Source organism: Flavivirga aquatica, assembly GCF_001747085.1.
Classification (GTDB): domain Bacteria; phylum Bacteroidota; class Bacteroidia; order Flavobacteriales; family Flavobacteriaceae; genus Algibacter_C; species Algibacter_C aquatica.
In genome coordinates, this window is record NZ_MDJD01000054.1 from 968,333 (window position 1) to 983,622 (window position 15,290).

General features: G+C 30.8%; 12 protein-coding genes. 8 read left to right on the top strand and 4 right to left on the bottom strand.

The window, feature by feature from the left end; all coding sequences use genetic code 11:
- Positions 1–232 precede the first annotated feature (232 nt).
- Both A8C32_RS18380 and A8C32_RS18385 read left to right on the top strand, forming a co-directional pair.
- Entirely contained in the window at positions 233–4,108 is a 3,876-nt protein-coding gene (locus A8C32_RS18380) for a T9SS type A sorting domain-containing protein (RefSeq protein ID WP_069831845.1), read from the top strand.
- A 673-nt stretch (positions 4,109–4,781) separates the two neighbouring features.
- The gene (locus A8C32_RS18385; RefSeq protein WP_069831846.1) at positions 4,782–6,113 is read left to right on the top strand and encodes a tyrosine-type recombinase/integrase; all 1,332 of its coding nucleotides are present in this window, start codon (positions 4,782–4,784) and stop codon (positions 6,111–6,113) included.
- A 1-nt stretch (position 6,114) separates the two neighbouring features.
- Here A8C32_RS18385 and A8C32_RS18390 read toward each other — a convergent pair whose 3' ends face one another.
- A complete protein-coding gene (locus A8C32_RS18390) occupies positions 6,115–7,095 on the bottom strand; it encodes a D-cysteine desulfhydrase family protein (RefSeq protein WP_069831847.1) in 981 nt (326 codons plus the stop codon).
- Positions 7,096–7,826: 731 nt separating this feature from the next.
- On the opposite strand from A8C32_RS18390, the gene A8C32_RS20815 reads away from it, so the two are divergent.
- The 6 genes from A8C32_RS20815 (at position 7,827) to A8C32_RS18420 (ending at position 12,113) form a co-directional block, all read left to right on the top strand.
- Positions 7,827–8,102 carry a helix-turn-helix transcriptional regulator gene (locus A8C32_RS20815; RefSeq protein WP_198018212.1) on the top strand — a complete coding sequence of 92 codons (276 nt, stop codon included), beginning with the start codon at positions 7,827–7,829 and terminating at the stop codon, positions 8,100–8,102.
- 192 nt (positions 8,103–8,294) lie between these two features.
- Complete coding sequence (locus tag A8C32_RS18400; RefSeq protein WP_069831849.1) at positions 8,295–9,122, top strand: RteC domain-containing protein; 828 nt, start codon at positions 8,295–8,297, stop codon at positions 9,120–9,122.
- Positions 9,123–9,402: 280 nt separating this feature from the next.
- On the top strand, positions 9,403–9,684 hold the full coding sequence (locus tag A8C32_RS18405; RefSeq protein ID WP_069831850.1) for a helix-turn-helix domain-containing protein: 282 nt from the start codon (positions 9,403–9,405) through the stop codon (positions 9,682–9,684).
- A 159-nt stretch (positions 9,685–9,843) separates the two neighbouring features.
- The gene (locus tag A8C32_RS18410) at positions 9,844–10,338 is read left to right on the top strand and encodes a hypothetical protein (protein ID WP_349267256.1); all 495 of its coding nucleotides are present in this window, start codon (positions 9,844–9,846) and stop codon (positions 10,336–10,338) included.
- Positions 10,322–10,978 carry a P-loop NTPase family protein gene (locus A8C32_RS18415; RefSeq protein WP_069831852.1) on the top strand — a complete coding sequence of 219 codons (657 nt, stop codon included), beginning with the start codon at positions 10,322–10,324 and terminating at the stop codon, positions 10,976–10,978. The genes A8C32_RS18410 and A8C32_RS18415 overlap by 17 nt, the downstream gene beginning before the upstream one ends.
- 124 nt (positions 10,979–11,102) lie before the next feature.
- A complete protein-coding gene (locus tag A8C32_RS18420) occupies positions 11,103–12,113 on the top strand; it encodes an exonuclease/endonuclease/phosphatase family protein (protein WP_123803483.1) in 1,011 nt (336 codons plus the stop codon).
- 9 nt (positions 12,114–12,122) lie between these two features.
- Here A8C32_RS18420 and A8C32_RS18425 read toward each other — a convergent pair whose 3' ends face one another.
- The 3 genes from A8C32_RS18425 to A8C32_RS18435 all read right to left on the bottom strand — a co-directional run bounded on the left by A8C32_RS18425 (position 12,123) and on the right by A8C32_RS18435 (position 15,240).
- Positions 12,123–13,268, bottom strand: coding sequence for a hypothetical protein (locus A8C32_RS18425; protein ID WP_123803485.1), 1,146 nt, complete (start codon positions 13,266–13,268; stop codon positions 12,123–12,125).
- 82 nt (positions 13,269–13,350) lie between these two features.
- A complete protein-coding gene (locus A8C32_RS18430; protein WP_069831855.1) occupies positions 13,351–14,397 on the bottom strand; it encodes a PIN domain-containing protein in 1,047 nt (348 codons plus the stop codon).
- 189 nt (positions 14,398–14,586) lie between these two features.
- Positions 14,587–15,240, bottom strand: coding sequence for an N-acetylmuramoyl-L-alanine amidase family protein (locus A8C32_RS18435; protein ID WP_083253424.1), 654 nt, complete (start codon positions 15,238–15,240; stop codon positions 14,587–14,589).
- Between the last annotated feature and the right edge of the window lie 50 nt (positions 15,241–15,290).

A 15,290-nucleotide genomic window follows, 5' to 3' on the forward strand; every position in this document is an offset into this window, starting at 1 on the left:
AATTATAAATCACCATTAAACAGAAAATATCGAAAAAAAGTCTTGATGGAGTAGGGTAATATTTTTCTGAATCGTTATACTATAAAATACCTATGAATTATATTTAAGTATATGAGTGTTTTTATTATGTCTATCCCCCAAAAAGCAAAAAAGGATAATTACAGTTTAAACATTTTTTCTTATCCCAAATTCACTTGAAACGAATTAATTTTATCTTAAATTCCTAAAAATCATGAAACTATCATTAATTAACTATTTCTACAAACAATTCCTAAGGACTAATTTGTTTATTGATTTAACTAAAGGTCTATTAAAACATAAACAAATATTAGGGTTATTTCTTATTTGTTTTTTTATTCAACCATTTGTATACGCACAAACTAAACCTGTTAATAACATGCCTATAGGGCATCAATTATATAAAAGTTTAAAACTAAAAAGTAAACAAAACCAAAAAAACGATAAAACAGCATCTCAGATTGATAAATTTTCACAAAGATTATTTTATGAGTTTGATCACACTTGTAACCCTATAACCCGTGAAGTTCCTAAAGATATTCATAAAAAGGAAGAGAAATTTGTTCAGAGCAAAAAATCTATGACATACTCTGGTCTTACTAACAAAAAAGCTATATCCAAATGGACAAATAGAGGACCATATAATATTGGAGGGCGTACTCGCGCATTAGCAATAGATATATCAAATGAAAACATCATACTTGCCGGTGGAGTATCTGGGGGTTTATGGCGCACGGAAAATGGTGGTAAAAATTGGAATAGAGTAACTCGAAAATTTCAAAACCCAAGTATTACTGCTATTGTTCAAGATTCTAGACCAGGTTATCAACATATTTGGTATTATGGAGGAGGAGAAAAATCTGGAAATTCAGCATCAGTAGATCCTTTAAACTTTCAGGGTATTTATACAGGGGCTGGAATATATAAATCACAAGATAATGGGCGCACATGGGAATTACTACCTTCAACAGTTGATAATTTAGTTGGTACCATTTCCACTTTTGACATAGTAAATAGCATGGTTGTAAATCCAATAAATGGAGATCTATATGTGGCGACCTTCAATAGTATTCAACGATCTCAAGATGGTGGTAAAACTTTTCAAGAAGTATTCTCAGATGGAATTGATTACAGCACTGAAATCGCTGTAACGTCTAAAGGGAAATTTTATATATCCTCTGCAAAAAGAATAAATCCGTCTTTTTCTACAAACATGGTATATACATCTGATAATGGTACTAATTGGTCTCCAATAGCTGAAAATTTACCATTAATTAATAATGCAATTAGAACAATTTTCGCTATAAACCCATCAAATGAAGATGAAGTTTATTTTTTCTCAGCAGGTGTATCATTCAACTCTTTATATAAATACAATGCATTCGATCAAACTTTTGTTGATCTTACTGACAAGATACCTCCTGCTTTTTCTCTTATAAGATTCATTGACGGGTTAATTACGCAAAGGGGTTATAATATGGTAATAGCTGTACATCCTAAAAATCCTGATTTTATTATTATAGGAGGGACTAATCTATTTAGAACCATAGACGGTTTTAAAACGAATCTAACGAATACCCCAAACCATTGGATAGGAGGATATTCTCCGCTTAATGATGTTTCTATTTATCCAAATAACCATCCAGATAATCACTCTATTAAGTTTTTTCCTTCTAACCCCAATAAAGTACTAAATGCTAATGATGGAGGCGTTTTTATTACTGAAGATATTACATCTAGTAATTCTTTTGAAGAGCCTGTAAAGTGGGGTTCTTTAAATAATGGATATATTACAACCCAACCATATGCTATATCCTTTGATCCGACATCCAAAAATGAAGATTTACTCGCAGGTTTTCAAGATAATGGGTCTTGGTTTACAGATCAATCAAATATTGATGCAGTCTGGAAAGAACAATTTAGTGGAGATGGTTCTTATTCTGCTTTTGCAGATAATGGACGAACCCGTTATATCTCATCACAATTTGGGAATATCTTCCGTTTTAATCTTGATGATAATGGTAATATTGAATCAGCAGCATCTGCAACACCGGCAGGTCTGCGTCCGAGATCTTTTAGCTTTATCAATCCTTTTGTTCTGGATCCTAATAATGATAACGTAATCTATTTGCCTGCCAAACGTAAATTATTTAGAAATAGTAATCTTGATGAATTACCAACAACTAGTAATGCTGTTGACGTAAAACCTTCTGAGATTAATTGGTCGCAAATAGCCGAAGTTGAAGAATCTATAATAGATCAGTTTGGAAGAGAACTTAATGTAATTACTGCAATTGATGTTGCTACCTTTCCAGAAGCAAACAAAGTGTATTATGGTACTGGTCAAGGCCAAGTTTTTAGATTGGATTTCGCAGATTTAACATCCAGTAAACCTGTTGATATTTTTACAGGGAAAGGCTTACCTGAAAAGAGTTACCTGAGCAGTATACATGTAGATCCAAATGATTCAGACAGGGTAGTGATTTCTTTCTCTAATTACAATATCCCTAGTATTTTTTATACAAAAGATGCTGGAGAAACTTGGATCGATATTAGTGGTAATTTAGAAGAAAAGAGAGATGGAACTGGTAATGGCCCTTCCGTTCGATGGGTTTCTTTTTTAGGAAACAAAGATGGAATTTTAGCAGGTACTAGTTCAGGCTTGTATTATAGTGATAGAATTAATGAAAAAAATACTGTTTGGAGATTAGAAAACAACCAGATAGGAAATGGTGTGGTAGTTCAGGTAAGAACTAGACAAGATGGGTTTGCAGCAGTTGCTGTTCACGGAAATGGAGTGTTTAGTAAAAAATTTGATGTCACACCTCCTTCAGGCAAAAACACTCTATTTGTTAATAAAAAACCAGAAAACATAGAATTGCCTACACAAGAAACACCAGAATTTATAACTTTAGACCTTAGTGAAGTCTTTAAAGAAGAGCAAGGTAATAATATTGATATTACAATTGAAAACTTAGATAAAAATGGTGACTTTATCAGACATGAATTTTTCAATAATCAATTAGATATTTATTTCCCAAAGGCAAATAGTGATATTCCAAATATAGATAAAGAAGGAGAGAGTATTATAAGATTAATAGCTACTTCTGGTATTCAGAAAGTAGCTACAGAAATTAAAATAAAGGTATTTTATAAACCTTTATTAGATCGATTCGATCCAGATAAAAGAACTATTAATTTAGAACGACCTTCTACACAAGCAGAAGCTACGAGTTTTATTAATCCAGCACCTTTATCTGTAGAAGTTGCAGATATATTTAATGTTCCTAAAGGAGAATCTTGGTCTATAGAAAGAATGAAAATAATAGGAAAAACTACACCATTTTCTAGCTTCTCTACTCCTGGAAATCGTGCCAGAGTAAGAATATATAAAGACGATAATGGTCGCCCAGGAGAACAAATTGCTGACATATTGGATGTATTGATTAAAAACCCTTTGATTTTTTCTTTAGATACATCAGAATTAGATTTTTTCTTCCCAAGTATAGTCGAATTAAAAGAAGGAAAATATTGGATTTCTTTTGCCAGATTAGATGAAATATATAATCGTAATAATGTTTCTTGGCAATTACAGATTAGATTAGCCCAAAATCCAGAATTTGTTAATGCAATAGGATCTAATTTCGAAAACAAACCCAATCCACATGTTCGAGTAGTAGAAGGAAAAATTCCGTTTATCACAGAGGTTACTAAAGAGTGGAAGGCTTTTGAAAATATAACAAAGCCTGATTTCTTCCCTAATGATGGAAAGTCATATAAAGCACAATTAGTATTTTCTTTATTTGGAGAAGTAAAAGACTTAAATAGTGTTGAAAAACCAGTGGATAGAAAAGTTTCTATTATACCAAATCCTACAAATGGGAGATTTAAACTTGATTTTGATAACAAGTTAAACGAGAATGTTTTGATTAGAATAATTAACATGACAGACAACGAGGTTTTTAGAAAGAAATTTGATAGTAAAGAACGTAATTACGAAATTGATTGTTCTAGTTTAGAACCTGGAATTTATGTGGTGGTTGTAAAAGGAAAAACAATAGAAAAGAGAATGAAAATGGTTTATTACTAAAACCATTTAAATTTAAAATCTTATACAATGACTAAATATTGTAAAACAGATAAACAAAGTTAAAGGTAATGTTGGCAGATATATATTAGAAGTCTCTCACTCTTTGAAGAATGATGCTCCACGAATATCCCAAACTTCCTAAGAATAAAAAATTATAACAAAAAAGGCCGCCTGAAAAGTATTAGGCTGTCTTTTTTGTTTTGATATATGTTCTGTTTTTTAGATTTTAAAATGAGAAAATTATTGACTCTTAGCTCGTTAATTAGACATTCCTTAAAATTACACTATTTATCATCTAATCCCAAAACTTTTTGACTTGATCCCTTACCGGAATATTTGCATAAACATAACAATTGGGCTTGATCCGTCAAATACTATTATGAATAAGATAAATAGCTAAATTCTGTACTATGTGAAATAAAAAAGCCTTTCAATTTCTTGAAAGGCTTAGTTTTACTAGTAGCGGGAACTGGACTCGAACCAGTGACCTTCGGGTTATGAGCTTAAAGGTAGCAAGACACTAAACACCTCATTTCCTAGCAAAATCCATGTTATTCAGTACTTTACATTTTAAACGATAGCATTTAAATACAATTAAAATCAAATCATTCTGTACTTATTCTGTACTGACTATTTTAAAATTGATTATCTTTATATTCTAAGTTAAGTGATTATGGCGATTATTAAAATAGTACTTCGGAAAAATATGATTCGCAAAGATAAAACTATCCCACTTGCAATTCGTATTAGTGAAAATTACAAGACAAATTATAAATGGCTTGGACAGTATGTGCTAGAAAAAGATTGGGATAAAGATGCAGGAAGAGTAAAAAAAACACATCCAAACGCTAAAAAACTTAATAATTTTCTTTTAAAAAAACTTACTGAAGCTAATGATGTTTACTTTGATTCTAAAGACAAAATCACACCAAAGCAGGTCAAGTTAAAATTGAAAGGTGCTGGTGGTTCTAAATCATTTTTCAATGTTGCCTCAGACAGAATTAAAAGCAAATATGAACGTGATGTGTTTTCAGTTGCAAAATCTGAATTATCAATTTTATACAACTTAGAAGAATTTTTAAACCATAATAACTCACAAGAAAAAAATGTAGTTATTAACGGAATTAAAGAACGTAGAAAGACACGAGTTAGTAAAGGAAGAAAAGGTGAGCATACTTTTATGGATTCTGTTGAACACTTTAAAAAGAATAAGTCATTAAAGTTTCAAGATATTAATGAATCTTTCTTGGATAGGTATAAAGATTTTTGTGCAGTCTATCTTGAACAAAAAACACGCACCATCACTAATCAACTCATATTTATACGGACTCTTTTTAACAAGGCTATTAAAAATGGAATAGTTGATTCCAAATTCTATCCGTTTGGTGGTGAAAAAGAAAAGATTCGGATTGGCTCTAGTCATAAGATAGGTTTGATTGTAAATGAGGTAGAGCAGATTGAACTTTTAGAATTAGAACCTGACACCTCAATATGGCACACTAAAAACGTATGGCTATTTGCTTTTTACTTTGCTGGAATAAGAATTTCGGATGCGATAAAACTAAAATGGTCAGATTTCAAAGATGGTCGTTTGTTCTACGTAATGAATAAAAATGAGAAACCACTAAGCCTTAAAGTATCTGAGAAAGCAGAAGTAATACTCGAATATTACAAACAAGAGAAAGATGATAATAATGGATTTATCTTTCCTTTTCTGAAAGATGTGGATGAATCTGATACTGAAGATATTTTTAGAAAAACTAGGAACGCAACTAAATTGCTTAACAAATATTTGAAGCGAATTGGCGATATGTGTGAGATTGACAAAAACTTGTCTAACCATATTGCTCGACACAGTTTTGGAAATATCGCTGGCAATAAGATTCATCCTAGAATGCTTCAAAAACTATACAGACACAGCGATTTAAAAACGACTTTAATATATCAAGCTAATTTTATCCATGAAGAAGCTGATGATGCCTTAGAAGAAGTAATCAACTTTTAAGTTATTTTGAAAGCTCTTCGGAATAATAAAAATTTGCCGGTAAGCCACCTGTATGCCAAAAGAGCACATTAGAGTTTTTTTCTATCTTATTATTTTTAAGATGATCTATCATCCCGTAAAAAGCTCTACCAGAATAAACAGGGTCTAACAATATACCCTCACTTTGAGCCAATTGCTTTATGGCCATCTTTTCGTTTTCAGTAATTACTCCATAACCAGGTTTATCATAATCTCTAATAAGTGTTGCATCTTTAATTGAGTACGTTTTTTGAATACTCAATTCTTTTTGACCTTGATGCAGTATCTCTAAAACAGCATCGTCTAGTGTTTTATCTCCTAAACCAATTTTATCTATACTAATTGGCATTAGTTTTATATCAAGATCGTATAAATCTATACCAAGTTTAAGCCCAGCTTGTGTTCCGCCAGAACTTGATGCAAAGAAAATGTAATCGATTTTCAAGTTATTTTCTAAAAGTTGTTCCTTCAATTCTTTAACAGCATCTACAAAGCCGTAAGCTCCAAGTAAATTAGATCCACCATAAGGAATTTCGTAAACATTTCTTTTCTGTATTTCTAAATCTTGCTTTAATTTAATTATATCTTCCCCTTTTCTATTATCTCCAGTAAAATGAATTTTAGCTCCTAATAAATGAGAAAGCAATAAATTACCATTGTAATTTTTAGGCTTCTTACCACCTAACAGTAGATGGCATTCTAGTCCTGCTTTAGCACAAGCTGCTGCTGTTTGTCGGCAATGATTAGATTGTTGGGCTCCAGCTGTAATAATCGTATCACATCCTTTACTTAAAGCTTCATAAATAAAAAACTGAAGCTTTCTTACTTTGTTTCCGCCAGATGCTAAACCTGAGTTATCATCTCTTTTGATATACAAATTATAGTTTGGATAGACTTTGGATAAGTTATCCATTCTCTCCAAAGCCGTAGGGAAAAGACCTAGTTTATACTTGTTATTCAGCATTTTACGCTTTATAATTTTTGATTCACACTAAGATAAGTTATATTTAGTACTCTCGGAATTTTAAGTTAAAATATTGTTGTACATGTGGTTATATGTTTTACTTAATTCAAAAATATCGATTTGTCCCAGAATACACCTACGCTTCTTCTATGCATTGGGTGGTGCTTTTCTTGTGCATAGTTATTAGCATAATCATAATTTTTCAACTTTTTAATATTGGATTTGGTAAGCGTCAAAACATTAAATCTAAGTATCGATATCTAATTTTAGCTATTATTTTTCTACTATATAATCTTTTGAATGGTTTACTACCAGACGATAACTTTCCTGGTCCTAGATTCCTTCAATACATAATAACTTATTCAATTTCAATTGTAATGTGCATCTATCTAGTTTGGTATTTATATAAAGAATTTAATATTAAAACACCAAATACATTTTTCAAAATAAAGAACTTAATTATCATTCTTTCCCTTTGTTTTACATTACTTTTTATAATCCCCTATTACTATACAGGCTCTCTAGATTTCGCTAGAAGTCTATTTCTAATTTTCCCTACTATACTTTCCATAGTTTTTATTGTATATTTCTTTCTAGTGATTAAAAAGAAAACTAAAAGAGACCGCTATTTTAAAATTCAAACGAATCTAGGTTTAAGTTCAATTTTCTCTTTAGTTATGCTTCCTGCATTAACTTATTTCGGCGATTTTCAGCCCATAACGCATTCCATAATGACGTCATCATTTTTTTTCGTTACTATAATGGAAGTAAATAGCTATTTATATCGATTAAAGAACACCTACAAATTAGATCAAGATATTGCAGACCTATACGGTCTTACAAATAGAGAAAATGAAATTGTACTTCAGATAATAGAAGGCTACAGTTATAAAAAAATAGCTGAAAATATGTTTATATCCTATGGTACAGTTAGAAAGCACGCTTCTAACATCTTTAACAAATCAAACTGTTCGAGCAGACAAGAACTTATTGATAAAGTGAATTAATAAACTAATCTCAATAGCATTTATGAATTGTGTATAAAATTCACATAGCAAATACGCAAAATTTACACAGTTTATTGTCCTTCATTTATGTATTTCTAACCATCTTTATTAAACTAACCTAAAATCTACCAAATACTATTAAAAGTCAATAGATAATCTATTGGGCACCGCGTGTATAACTAAACTTTTGTGATGGATTTTACTTTACGCAATACTATCTACACTAAGGAACTTGAAAAAATCGAACAAAGTTCTTTATCCATCCTTGACACGTCCAGACAAATCATAATTCTATCTCGCAACACTTTAAATGATTTTAAAAAAGCTATTATTAAAATGGATTTTGTTTCAGTTCCAAAGGAAGTAGAATTCTTCAAACATCAAAAACAAACCTCTTTAATTCAACTTATCTATTATACCGAAATACGTTCTTTTGAACTTCAGTTTCCAAAATCAAATGTTCAAGACCAAGAAAAAGCTTTAAAGAAAAAACTTCGAAAGCTTAATCGGTTCTATTTATACAATATTGATTTCAACCAATATGTTGAAGATAAACTCTATCACTTTGATAAGCAATATTATACCAGAGGTCATTTAGACAGTTTCTCGATCTCATCATCAAAATTCTATTTTCAAGATCCTGATTTTAGTACTCCTCGTGATATGCTTTTAGGTAAGATTAAAGCCTACAAGCTTTTTATGAATTACCTAAAATTAAGGCTTGATAAAATCAAAAATAGAAATTCAACCAATTACGTAAATAATACAAATCTAAAATGGACATCTTCTAAATCTGCACTAACAGAATTAATCTATGCACTTTATTTTAATCGTGTAATAAATAATGGAAACGTCGATATAAAAGAAATAGCAATTGCATTACAAAAAGTATTACAATTTGACCTTGGGGATTTCTACAAAATATTCTCTGAAATTAAATCTCGAAAAATAAGCAGAACTAAATTTTTGGATGATTTATCCAATGGTTTGCTTCTACAAATGGATAGCGCAGAAGAATAAAATATCTTCTTTTTTTAAACCACATACGGTTGACCTCCTGCTTTTATAACTTTGTTATAATTATCTTCTTTTTTAAATCTAAAATTCACTTATTACAACCCCAAAACGCACCAAATAGCATCAAATTTAATAATGTTAAAATTTGACCGTACTCTGGTCGTACTTGTGATTAAAATCCATCAATACTATTCAAATTTGTAGAACGAAAGTCAAATCAGGTCAAGGGCTATCATTTTAGTCGAAAGCAAAATGGTAGTTCTTTTCTAAAAATAGTTCTACTATGCCAGCAACAATTATTACTACAGATGATCTTAGGGATTTTAAACTTGAATTGCTCGATGACATCAAAAAACTTTTAAGCAAACAAGCGCAAGGTAAACTAAAGAAATATCTAAAATCTTCAGAACTCATGGACTTACTGCAAATTAGCCCTGGCACTCTACAGAATCTTCGAATTAAAGGCACACTACCCTATACAAAGGTTGGTGGAATTATTTTTTATGATTCCGAAGAAATCCAAAAGGTTATGGACAACAACCGTGTGCATCATAAAACGGTATAAATATGTATGAATTATATAAAACATCTCAATGCTGTATTTCAAAAATTCTATGCAGACAAAAGGCTAAACACAACTCATGTCAGCTTGTATATGGCTTTGTTTCAGTTTTGGAATTTAAACCGATTTCGAGAAGAATTTTACATAGACAGGCAAGAAGTTATGGAACTCTCAAAAATTGGTTCGACAGCAACCTATCATCGCTGTTTAAAACAGATGGATTCATGGAATTATCTAAAATATTTCCCTTCACACAATCCATATAAAGGCAGTAAAATCAAGTTGTTCAATTTCGGTACAACCTCTGAACAAGCTGTGAATGAGTTTGAAACAACTACTGAACAAGCATTGATACATAATACAAACAGTAATAAACAAATAGAAAACATAAATAAAACTAAGCTACCAAAAAATGAATTTGAAGTGATTGATTTTTTTAAAAAGAAAAGATGGCCTGCTAATGAAGCCCAGAAATTCTACAACCACTATCAAGGCATCGGATGGAAAATTGGTGGCAAAATAAAAATTGAAGATTGGCATGCTACAGCGAATAATTGGATGCTAAAAGCCAACGAATTTGAAACTACAGATGCTGTTCAAAAAAAAACGGACAACCTGAGAACCAATAAAAACAAAGATTATGGTCAACCCTTGTAAAATAGTCGAAGAACACAAAACGTATGACATTGGCACGTTTGATGGCAAAGAAGTGATATACGATTTTGAAAAAATCTTAATCTACCTCGATGTTAAAGGAAAAATACTCTTTGGTAACCAATTTAAAATCTACGAAGAAGACCGACCAATCATCTTAAAACTCTGCCATTATTTCATAAAAGACAAAGAAAATTGCGAGAAAAATGAGATTGACCCAAATAAAGGCATTTTACTTTCTGGACCTGTTGGATGTGGCAAAACAAGCTTAATGATTCTACTAAAAAACATTGTTCCATTGCAAAAACCATACATCTTAATTCCTTCCAGAAATATCGTATTTGGTTTCAATCACATTGGCTACAAAACGATTGAAGATTATGGTTGTAGGCAGTTTTTCTGTTTTGATGATTTAGGCGTTGAACCTATTGGAAGACACTACGGAAAGGACTGTAACGTCATGGGCGAAATCTTACTCTCACGTCATGAACTTTTTATAAATCATCATATAAAAACCCATGGAACTACAAACCTAAATGCTGAAGAATTGGAAGATTTATATGGCAATAGAGTCCGAAGCAGAATGCGAGAATTATTTAACCTCGTAGCATTCGATCAAGATACCAGCGATAAACGAAAATAAAAATTTAGAAATTATGAAAATAGCAACTTTTAATGTTCAGAACTTATTTCACAGGGACAGAAGCCTGTTAGAAAAATTAACCAAAAATTTAACTGTCGATTGGACAATAGAGCTTGACAAACTCATGGTCGAACCTTCTAAATCATTAACCCAACAAGATCGGATTAGAGAACTCTCATTTTTAATAGGTTTTGAAAAATCAAGTCCACGACCTTATGCCATTTTAAGACGAAAAGCAGGTTTTCTATTTATGAAAGGTCTTAGCCGTTCTATTGACAATAAAGCTGGTAATCTCACAGATTGGAATGGATGGATAAAACTTCAAACCGTTCCTATACATCCAAAGTCCACACAACATAAAGCCCAGGTTATCGCCAATGTAAATCCAGATATTTTACTGCTACAAGAAATTGAGGACAGAGCATCGTTTGAGGATTTTAACCAGCTCATTCTGCCAGAATTCGACTGCAAACCTTTTAATAACTCTTTTGTGATTCAAGGCAATGATATGGATAGTTTAGAAATGGGAATAGCATTGCGCCAAGGCTATAATCTCGATGCAGTTAGAACTCACAATATCAATGCAGCAACTAATGACGACTATAAAAATTTGATTGAATATGAAATTAGCACACCATCAAAAGAAACCATTTGGTTATTAAATGCTTATCTAAAAAAGCCAACAAAAGACAGGAAGCTATCCGATAAGATTAGAAAAAAACAAGTTTATAAGATTGCTGAAGTTTATAAAAAGCTAATAGCTGAAGGTAAAACCAATGTCGTCATCGCAGGTACATTTAACGCGCCATCTTATTGTAATTCTTTATCGCCTTTAATTCAAGACACAGACTTAAAAGATATTACAAAACATCTCTCTTTTGAAGTGGATATTGATAAGGGAAATGATGGCACTTATTTTCGATTAGGTGCTTACAGAATGGGTGTTAATATTAAGCAGAAAGATTACATGTTGTTCTCTCCAACTTTATTTAATAAGATGAAAGATAGTGGCTTAAATCGTAAAGCGATGTGGCCAGAAAAACATCCGCAATGGTCTATCTACAAATCCGTTTCTAAAAGAAATGTTGCTGCTAGTGAGCATCCTTTGGTTTGGGGGAAATTAGATAGTGTATAAAATTTTCGTTTAGTTCTGTTCCAAGTCAGCAGCAGTATTTTCATCATCATTATATGGGTGGAAATCTTTTAATTTACCATTAGGCTCAATCTCAATTCTATAATAATGTCCATCAACATAGATGCTTCTTCTTCCCATTCTTCTGAAGGATCTATTTGGTGTTTGCTTAAAATGTTCTTGAATCTCATCATTTACAGACTCAACCACCATTTTTATAACTCTAATTATATCATCGAATTTATATTGGAATACAGATTTATCATTTACAAACTTCTCTCCAATTTGGGTCTCTGCGACATGTCTAGCATAAATGTGAACAAATCTTTCGAACTCTAAAAACACCGTTTTCTCTCCAAAAGCAATTACTTTTTCATCAAATCCTCTGCAAATCTTCTTTAAGTTTTCTAGAGCACTACCGTAAGTATCTGAAATTTCATTAATCCTCTCTGTTGAATGTGCTATTTCCTTTTCTATAATCTCATTTTTGTAAATTATTTCTTTAACAACAAGTTTTGCGAATTCTTCTATTTCTTCTTCAACTATAGTTAATTCTTGATATTTCGCTCGAAGTTCTTCTAATCTTATTTTTTCTTTAAGCGCTTCGTCTCCATTTTCAAAAACTTCCTTAAAATCATCCTTATCAATATTGATATTAAAGTGTTTTCTAAAAGCCCAATATTGAACTAATTCTTGTGGCGATAAGTTTTGACCTTTAGAGTAACGAGAATTCAAAAAACCAAATCTAACTCTGTTCAATTCTTCCCAACCACTAAACTCAGGTGCTTTTATATGCATTACATTCTGAATTTCCTTTTTACCTAATTCCCTAAATCTATTTTGTTTAGGTAAATCTAAAGTTGAAACTGTATGAATGCTGCTTACTAAAATACCATCCCTATCTAAATCTGTTTTTTGGTCATTAGTTAATTCTTCAAGTTCCGAAGGGGAAAATTTAATTTTTCTATCAGTTCTTTGAATTTCATCTTTTTGTAAAATTTTCTCCAGTTCCACTCTATCGTCCAAATCAAATAGAAAAGTTCCCATGAGTCTGAACCCAAATTTCTCATATTCGTCACTATTGTATTCAAATTCAAGAGTTACGAATTTATCATACTGTCCATACATTGAATAAATTTCTTCTAGCGAAAAGTTCATCTTGTTTTAGTCTTAATGATATGGTATAATTATAGTTCTACTTTTGATTACCTCATTTATCAGGCACCAAACAAAAAAACTATTAGTCGATTTCTGAAATTTCCAAATCTGTAATTTCAAAATCAGAATAAACTTCATCTCTTTCCATGTCAAAGTTGAAGTAAATCTTAAATATGACATTTTTCTCTGCGACACTTGTATGTCTATCTTCTCCAGGGTCTCTAACAGAATTATACTCAAGTATCTCCACTTCACAAGAAGCATATACTATTCCAGAAATAAGTGCGGTTTCTGATATTATTTCATGTTCAATTTCGTCACAATCTAGTATTTCACAACCATAACTTATTAGTTGCCCATCAAAGAAATAATCCGCAGAAATTAAATCCGAAGGGTTTAGGTTATCAATTTTAAGATGCATTTTATCTTCGATAATTTTTTCAAAATTATTTCTAATTATATCTAGTACAAAATTTTGCGATATATCAATTTGATTAACATATGCTTGAAATTTATGTTCAGGACTTTCAAGAACACTTGCGTAGTTTTTTATAAATTCAAATGATTTATTTACAACAGAAAATTTATTAGTATCAGTAATTAATTCTGCATGAATTTTAGATTTATCTTTTTTTTCGCAAAAATCAGAAGTGTTATTTGTTAATAGAATACAATCCGTAGAATTATTAGTTTCAACATACTCTGAATAAGTTTTCCAGATAATTGCATCTTTTAATTCTGATTTTTCTTCAGTAAAAGGTTTTCTTCGGTTAATAGCTCTGTCAACAATATCAGGTAAAAAATCGTTTTTGTATTTCAATATGCAAAAATTGTCATACATCTTAAGCTTGTTATAAAATTTATCAAATTTTGTAAATTGTTTACTTATTGAAATTTCACTAATCTCGCTCTCTAATTTTAGTCTTTTGGAACCCTTAATTATCTTTTTTATTATTCTATTTTTTTCTTCAATCTCTTTTTGAAATTGTCTTCTCAACTCTAATCTTACTATCTCAGACATAAATAGATTTATTAGTCCTTCGTCACAATATTCGAGTAATTTTTTATTTGATTTATTTTCAAAAAAGTAATCTTGATATAAGATATTTGAGTCTATGAATATATTCATTCTGTTATTAAATCTAACTAATGTGTAAAGATGCAATTTACATAATTGTTTATTCAAAATAAAATCAAGTAGTTCAAAAAACCTAAGAAATTTAACAAGGTTTGTTATCTCTATTTTTATTTAAAATATTTTTATATATAGCTATCAATATTTCCTTAATATTCTTTACAAACTCTAAATACAACTCACTCATAGCCCTAAAAATTTAATAATCGATTGAAGTATAACCAAAGCAACAGCACTTTGAGACTCTTCTTTAGATAAATATATCGCCTCATCAGTTTGAGATAAAAATCCAAGTTCTAAAAGAACCGTTGCATTACTATTGTCGTTATCTCGTAACACCTGAAAATTTCCATATTTTAATCCTCTGTTTTTAATGCCAAGTATATCTGCCAATCCTTTTTGTATCATAAATCCTAAATAGGCAGATTCTTCGGCTTGCACTTCGCTTTTAGGATGAATGAAAACTTCTGTTCCTGATGCTGTTCTGTTTATGGCTTGATTACAATGTAACGAAATAAATATATCAGCTTTTAGTTTTTTGGATAGTTCTGTTCTATCGCCTAGAGATATTAATGTGTCTTTATATCTAGTGAGATATAACATTAAAAGGTTTTCAAATAAGGTATTATTGAGTACCACTATTTTAGAAGCAACATCCAAAGTAATATCTTTTTCCTTTATACCATTTCTGCTCGTTGCACCAGCATCTTTTCCACCATGACCAGGATCTATTATTACAATAGGATTCCTTGCTTGGTCTTTAACATTTTGTGCATAAGTAAGATTTAAAAAAACTGTACAGAATAGTAAGAGTGTAATTTGATTTAATGTGTTCATAATAATCGTTTTAGATTACACAATATTCAAGAAATCAATCACTTCCTTAA

Excerpts from the sequence above, each read along its gene's own strand:
- A8C32_RS18435 (WP_083253424.1), bottom strand. The coding sequence starts at position 15,240 with ATGAACACATTAAATCAAATTACACTCTTACTATTCTGTACAGTTTTT.
- A8C32_RS18410 (WP_349267256.1), top strand. The coding sequence starts at position 9,844 with ATGGAACTCTCAAAAATTGGTTCGACAGCAACCTATCATCGCTGTTTA.
- A8C32_RS18430 (WP_069831855.1), bottom strand. The coding sequence starts at position 14,397 with ATGAATATATTCATAGACTCAAATATCTTATATCAAGATTACTTTTTT.
- A8C32_RS18400 (WP_069831849.1), top strand. The coding sequence starts at position 8,295 with ATGGATTTTACTTTACGCAATACTATCTACACTAAGGAACTTGAAAAA.
- A8C32_RS20815 (WP_198018212.1), top strand. The coding sequence starts at position 7,827 with ATGACGTCATCATTTTTTTTCGTTACTATAATGGAAGTAAATAGCTAT.
- A8C32_RS18405 (WP_069831850.1), top strand. The coding sequence starts at position 9,403 with ATGCCAGCAACAATTATTACTACAGATGATCTTAGGGATTTTAAACTT.
- A8C32_RS18380 (WP_069831845.1), top strand. The coding sequence starts at position 233 with ATGAAACTATCATTAATTAACTATTTCTACAAACAATTCCTAAGGACT.
- A8C32_RS18415 (WP_069831852.1), top strand. The coding sequence starts at position 10,322 with ATGGTCAACCCTTGTAAAATAGTCGAAGAACACAAAACGTATGACATT.
- A8C32_RS18420 (WP_123803483.1), top strand. The coding sequence starts at position 11,103 with ATGGTCGAACCTTCTAAATCATTAACCCAACAAGATCGGATTAGAGAA.
- A8C32_RS18385 (WP_069831846.1), top strand. The coding sequence starts at position 4,782 with ATGGCGATTATTAAAATAGTACTTCGGAAAAATATGATTCGCAAAGAT.
- A8C32_RS18425 (WP_123803485.1), bottom strand. The coding sequence starts at position 13,268 with ATGAACTTTTCGCTAGAAGAAATTTATTCAATGTATGGACAGTATGAT.
- A8C32_RS18390 (WP_069831847.1), bottom strand. The coding sequence starts at position 7,095 with ATGCTGAATAACAAGTATAAACTAGGTCTTTTCCCTACGGCTTTGGAG.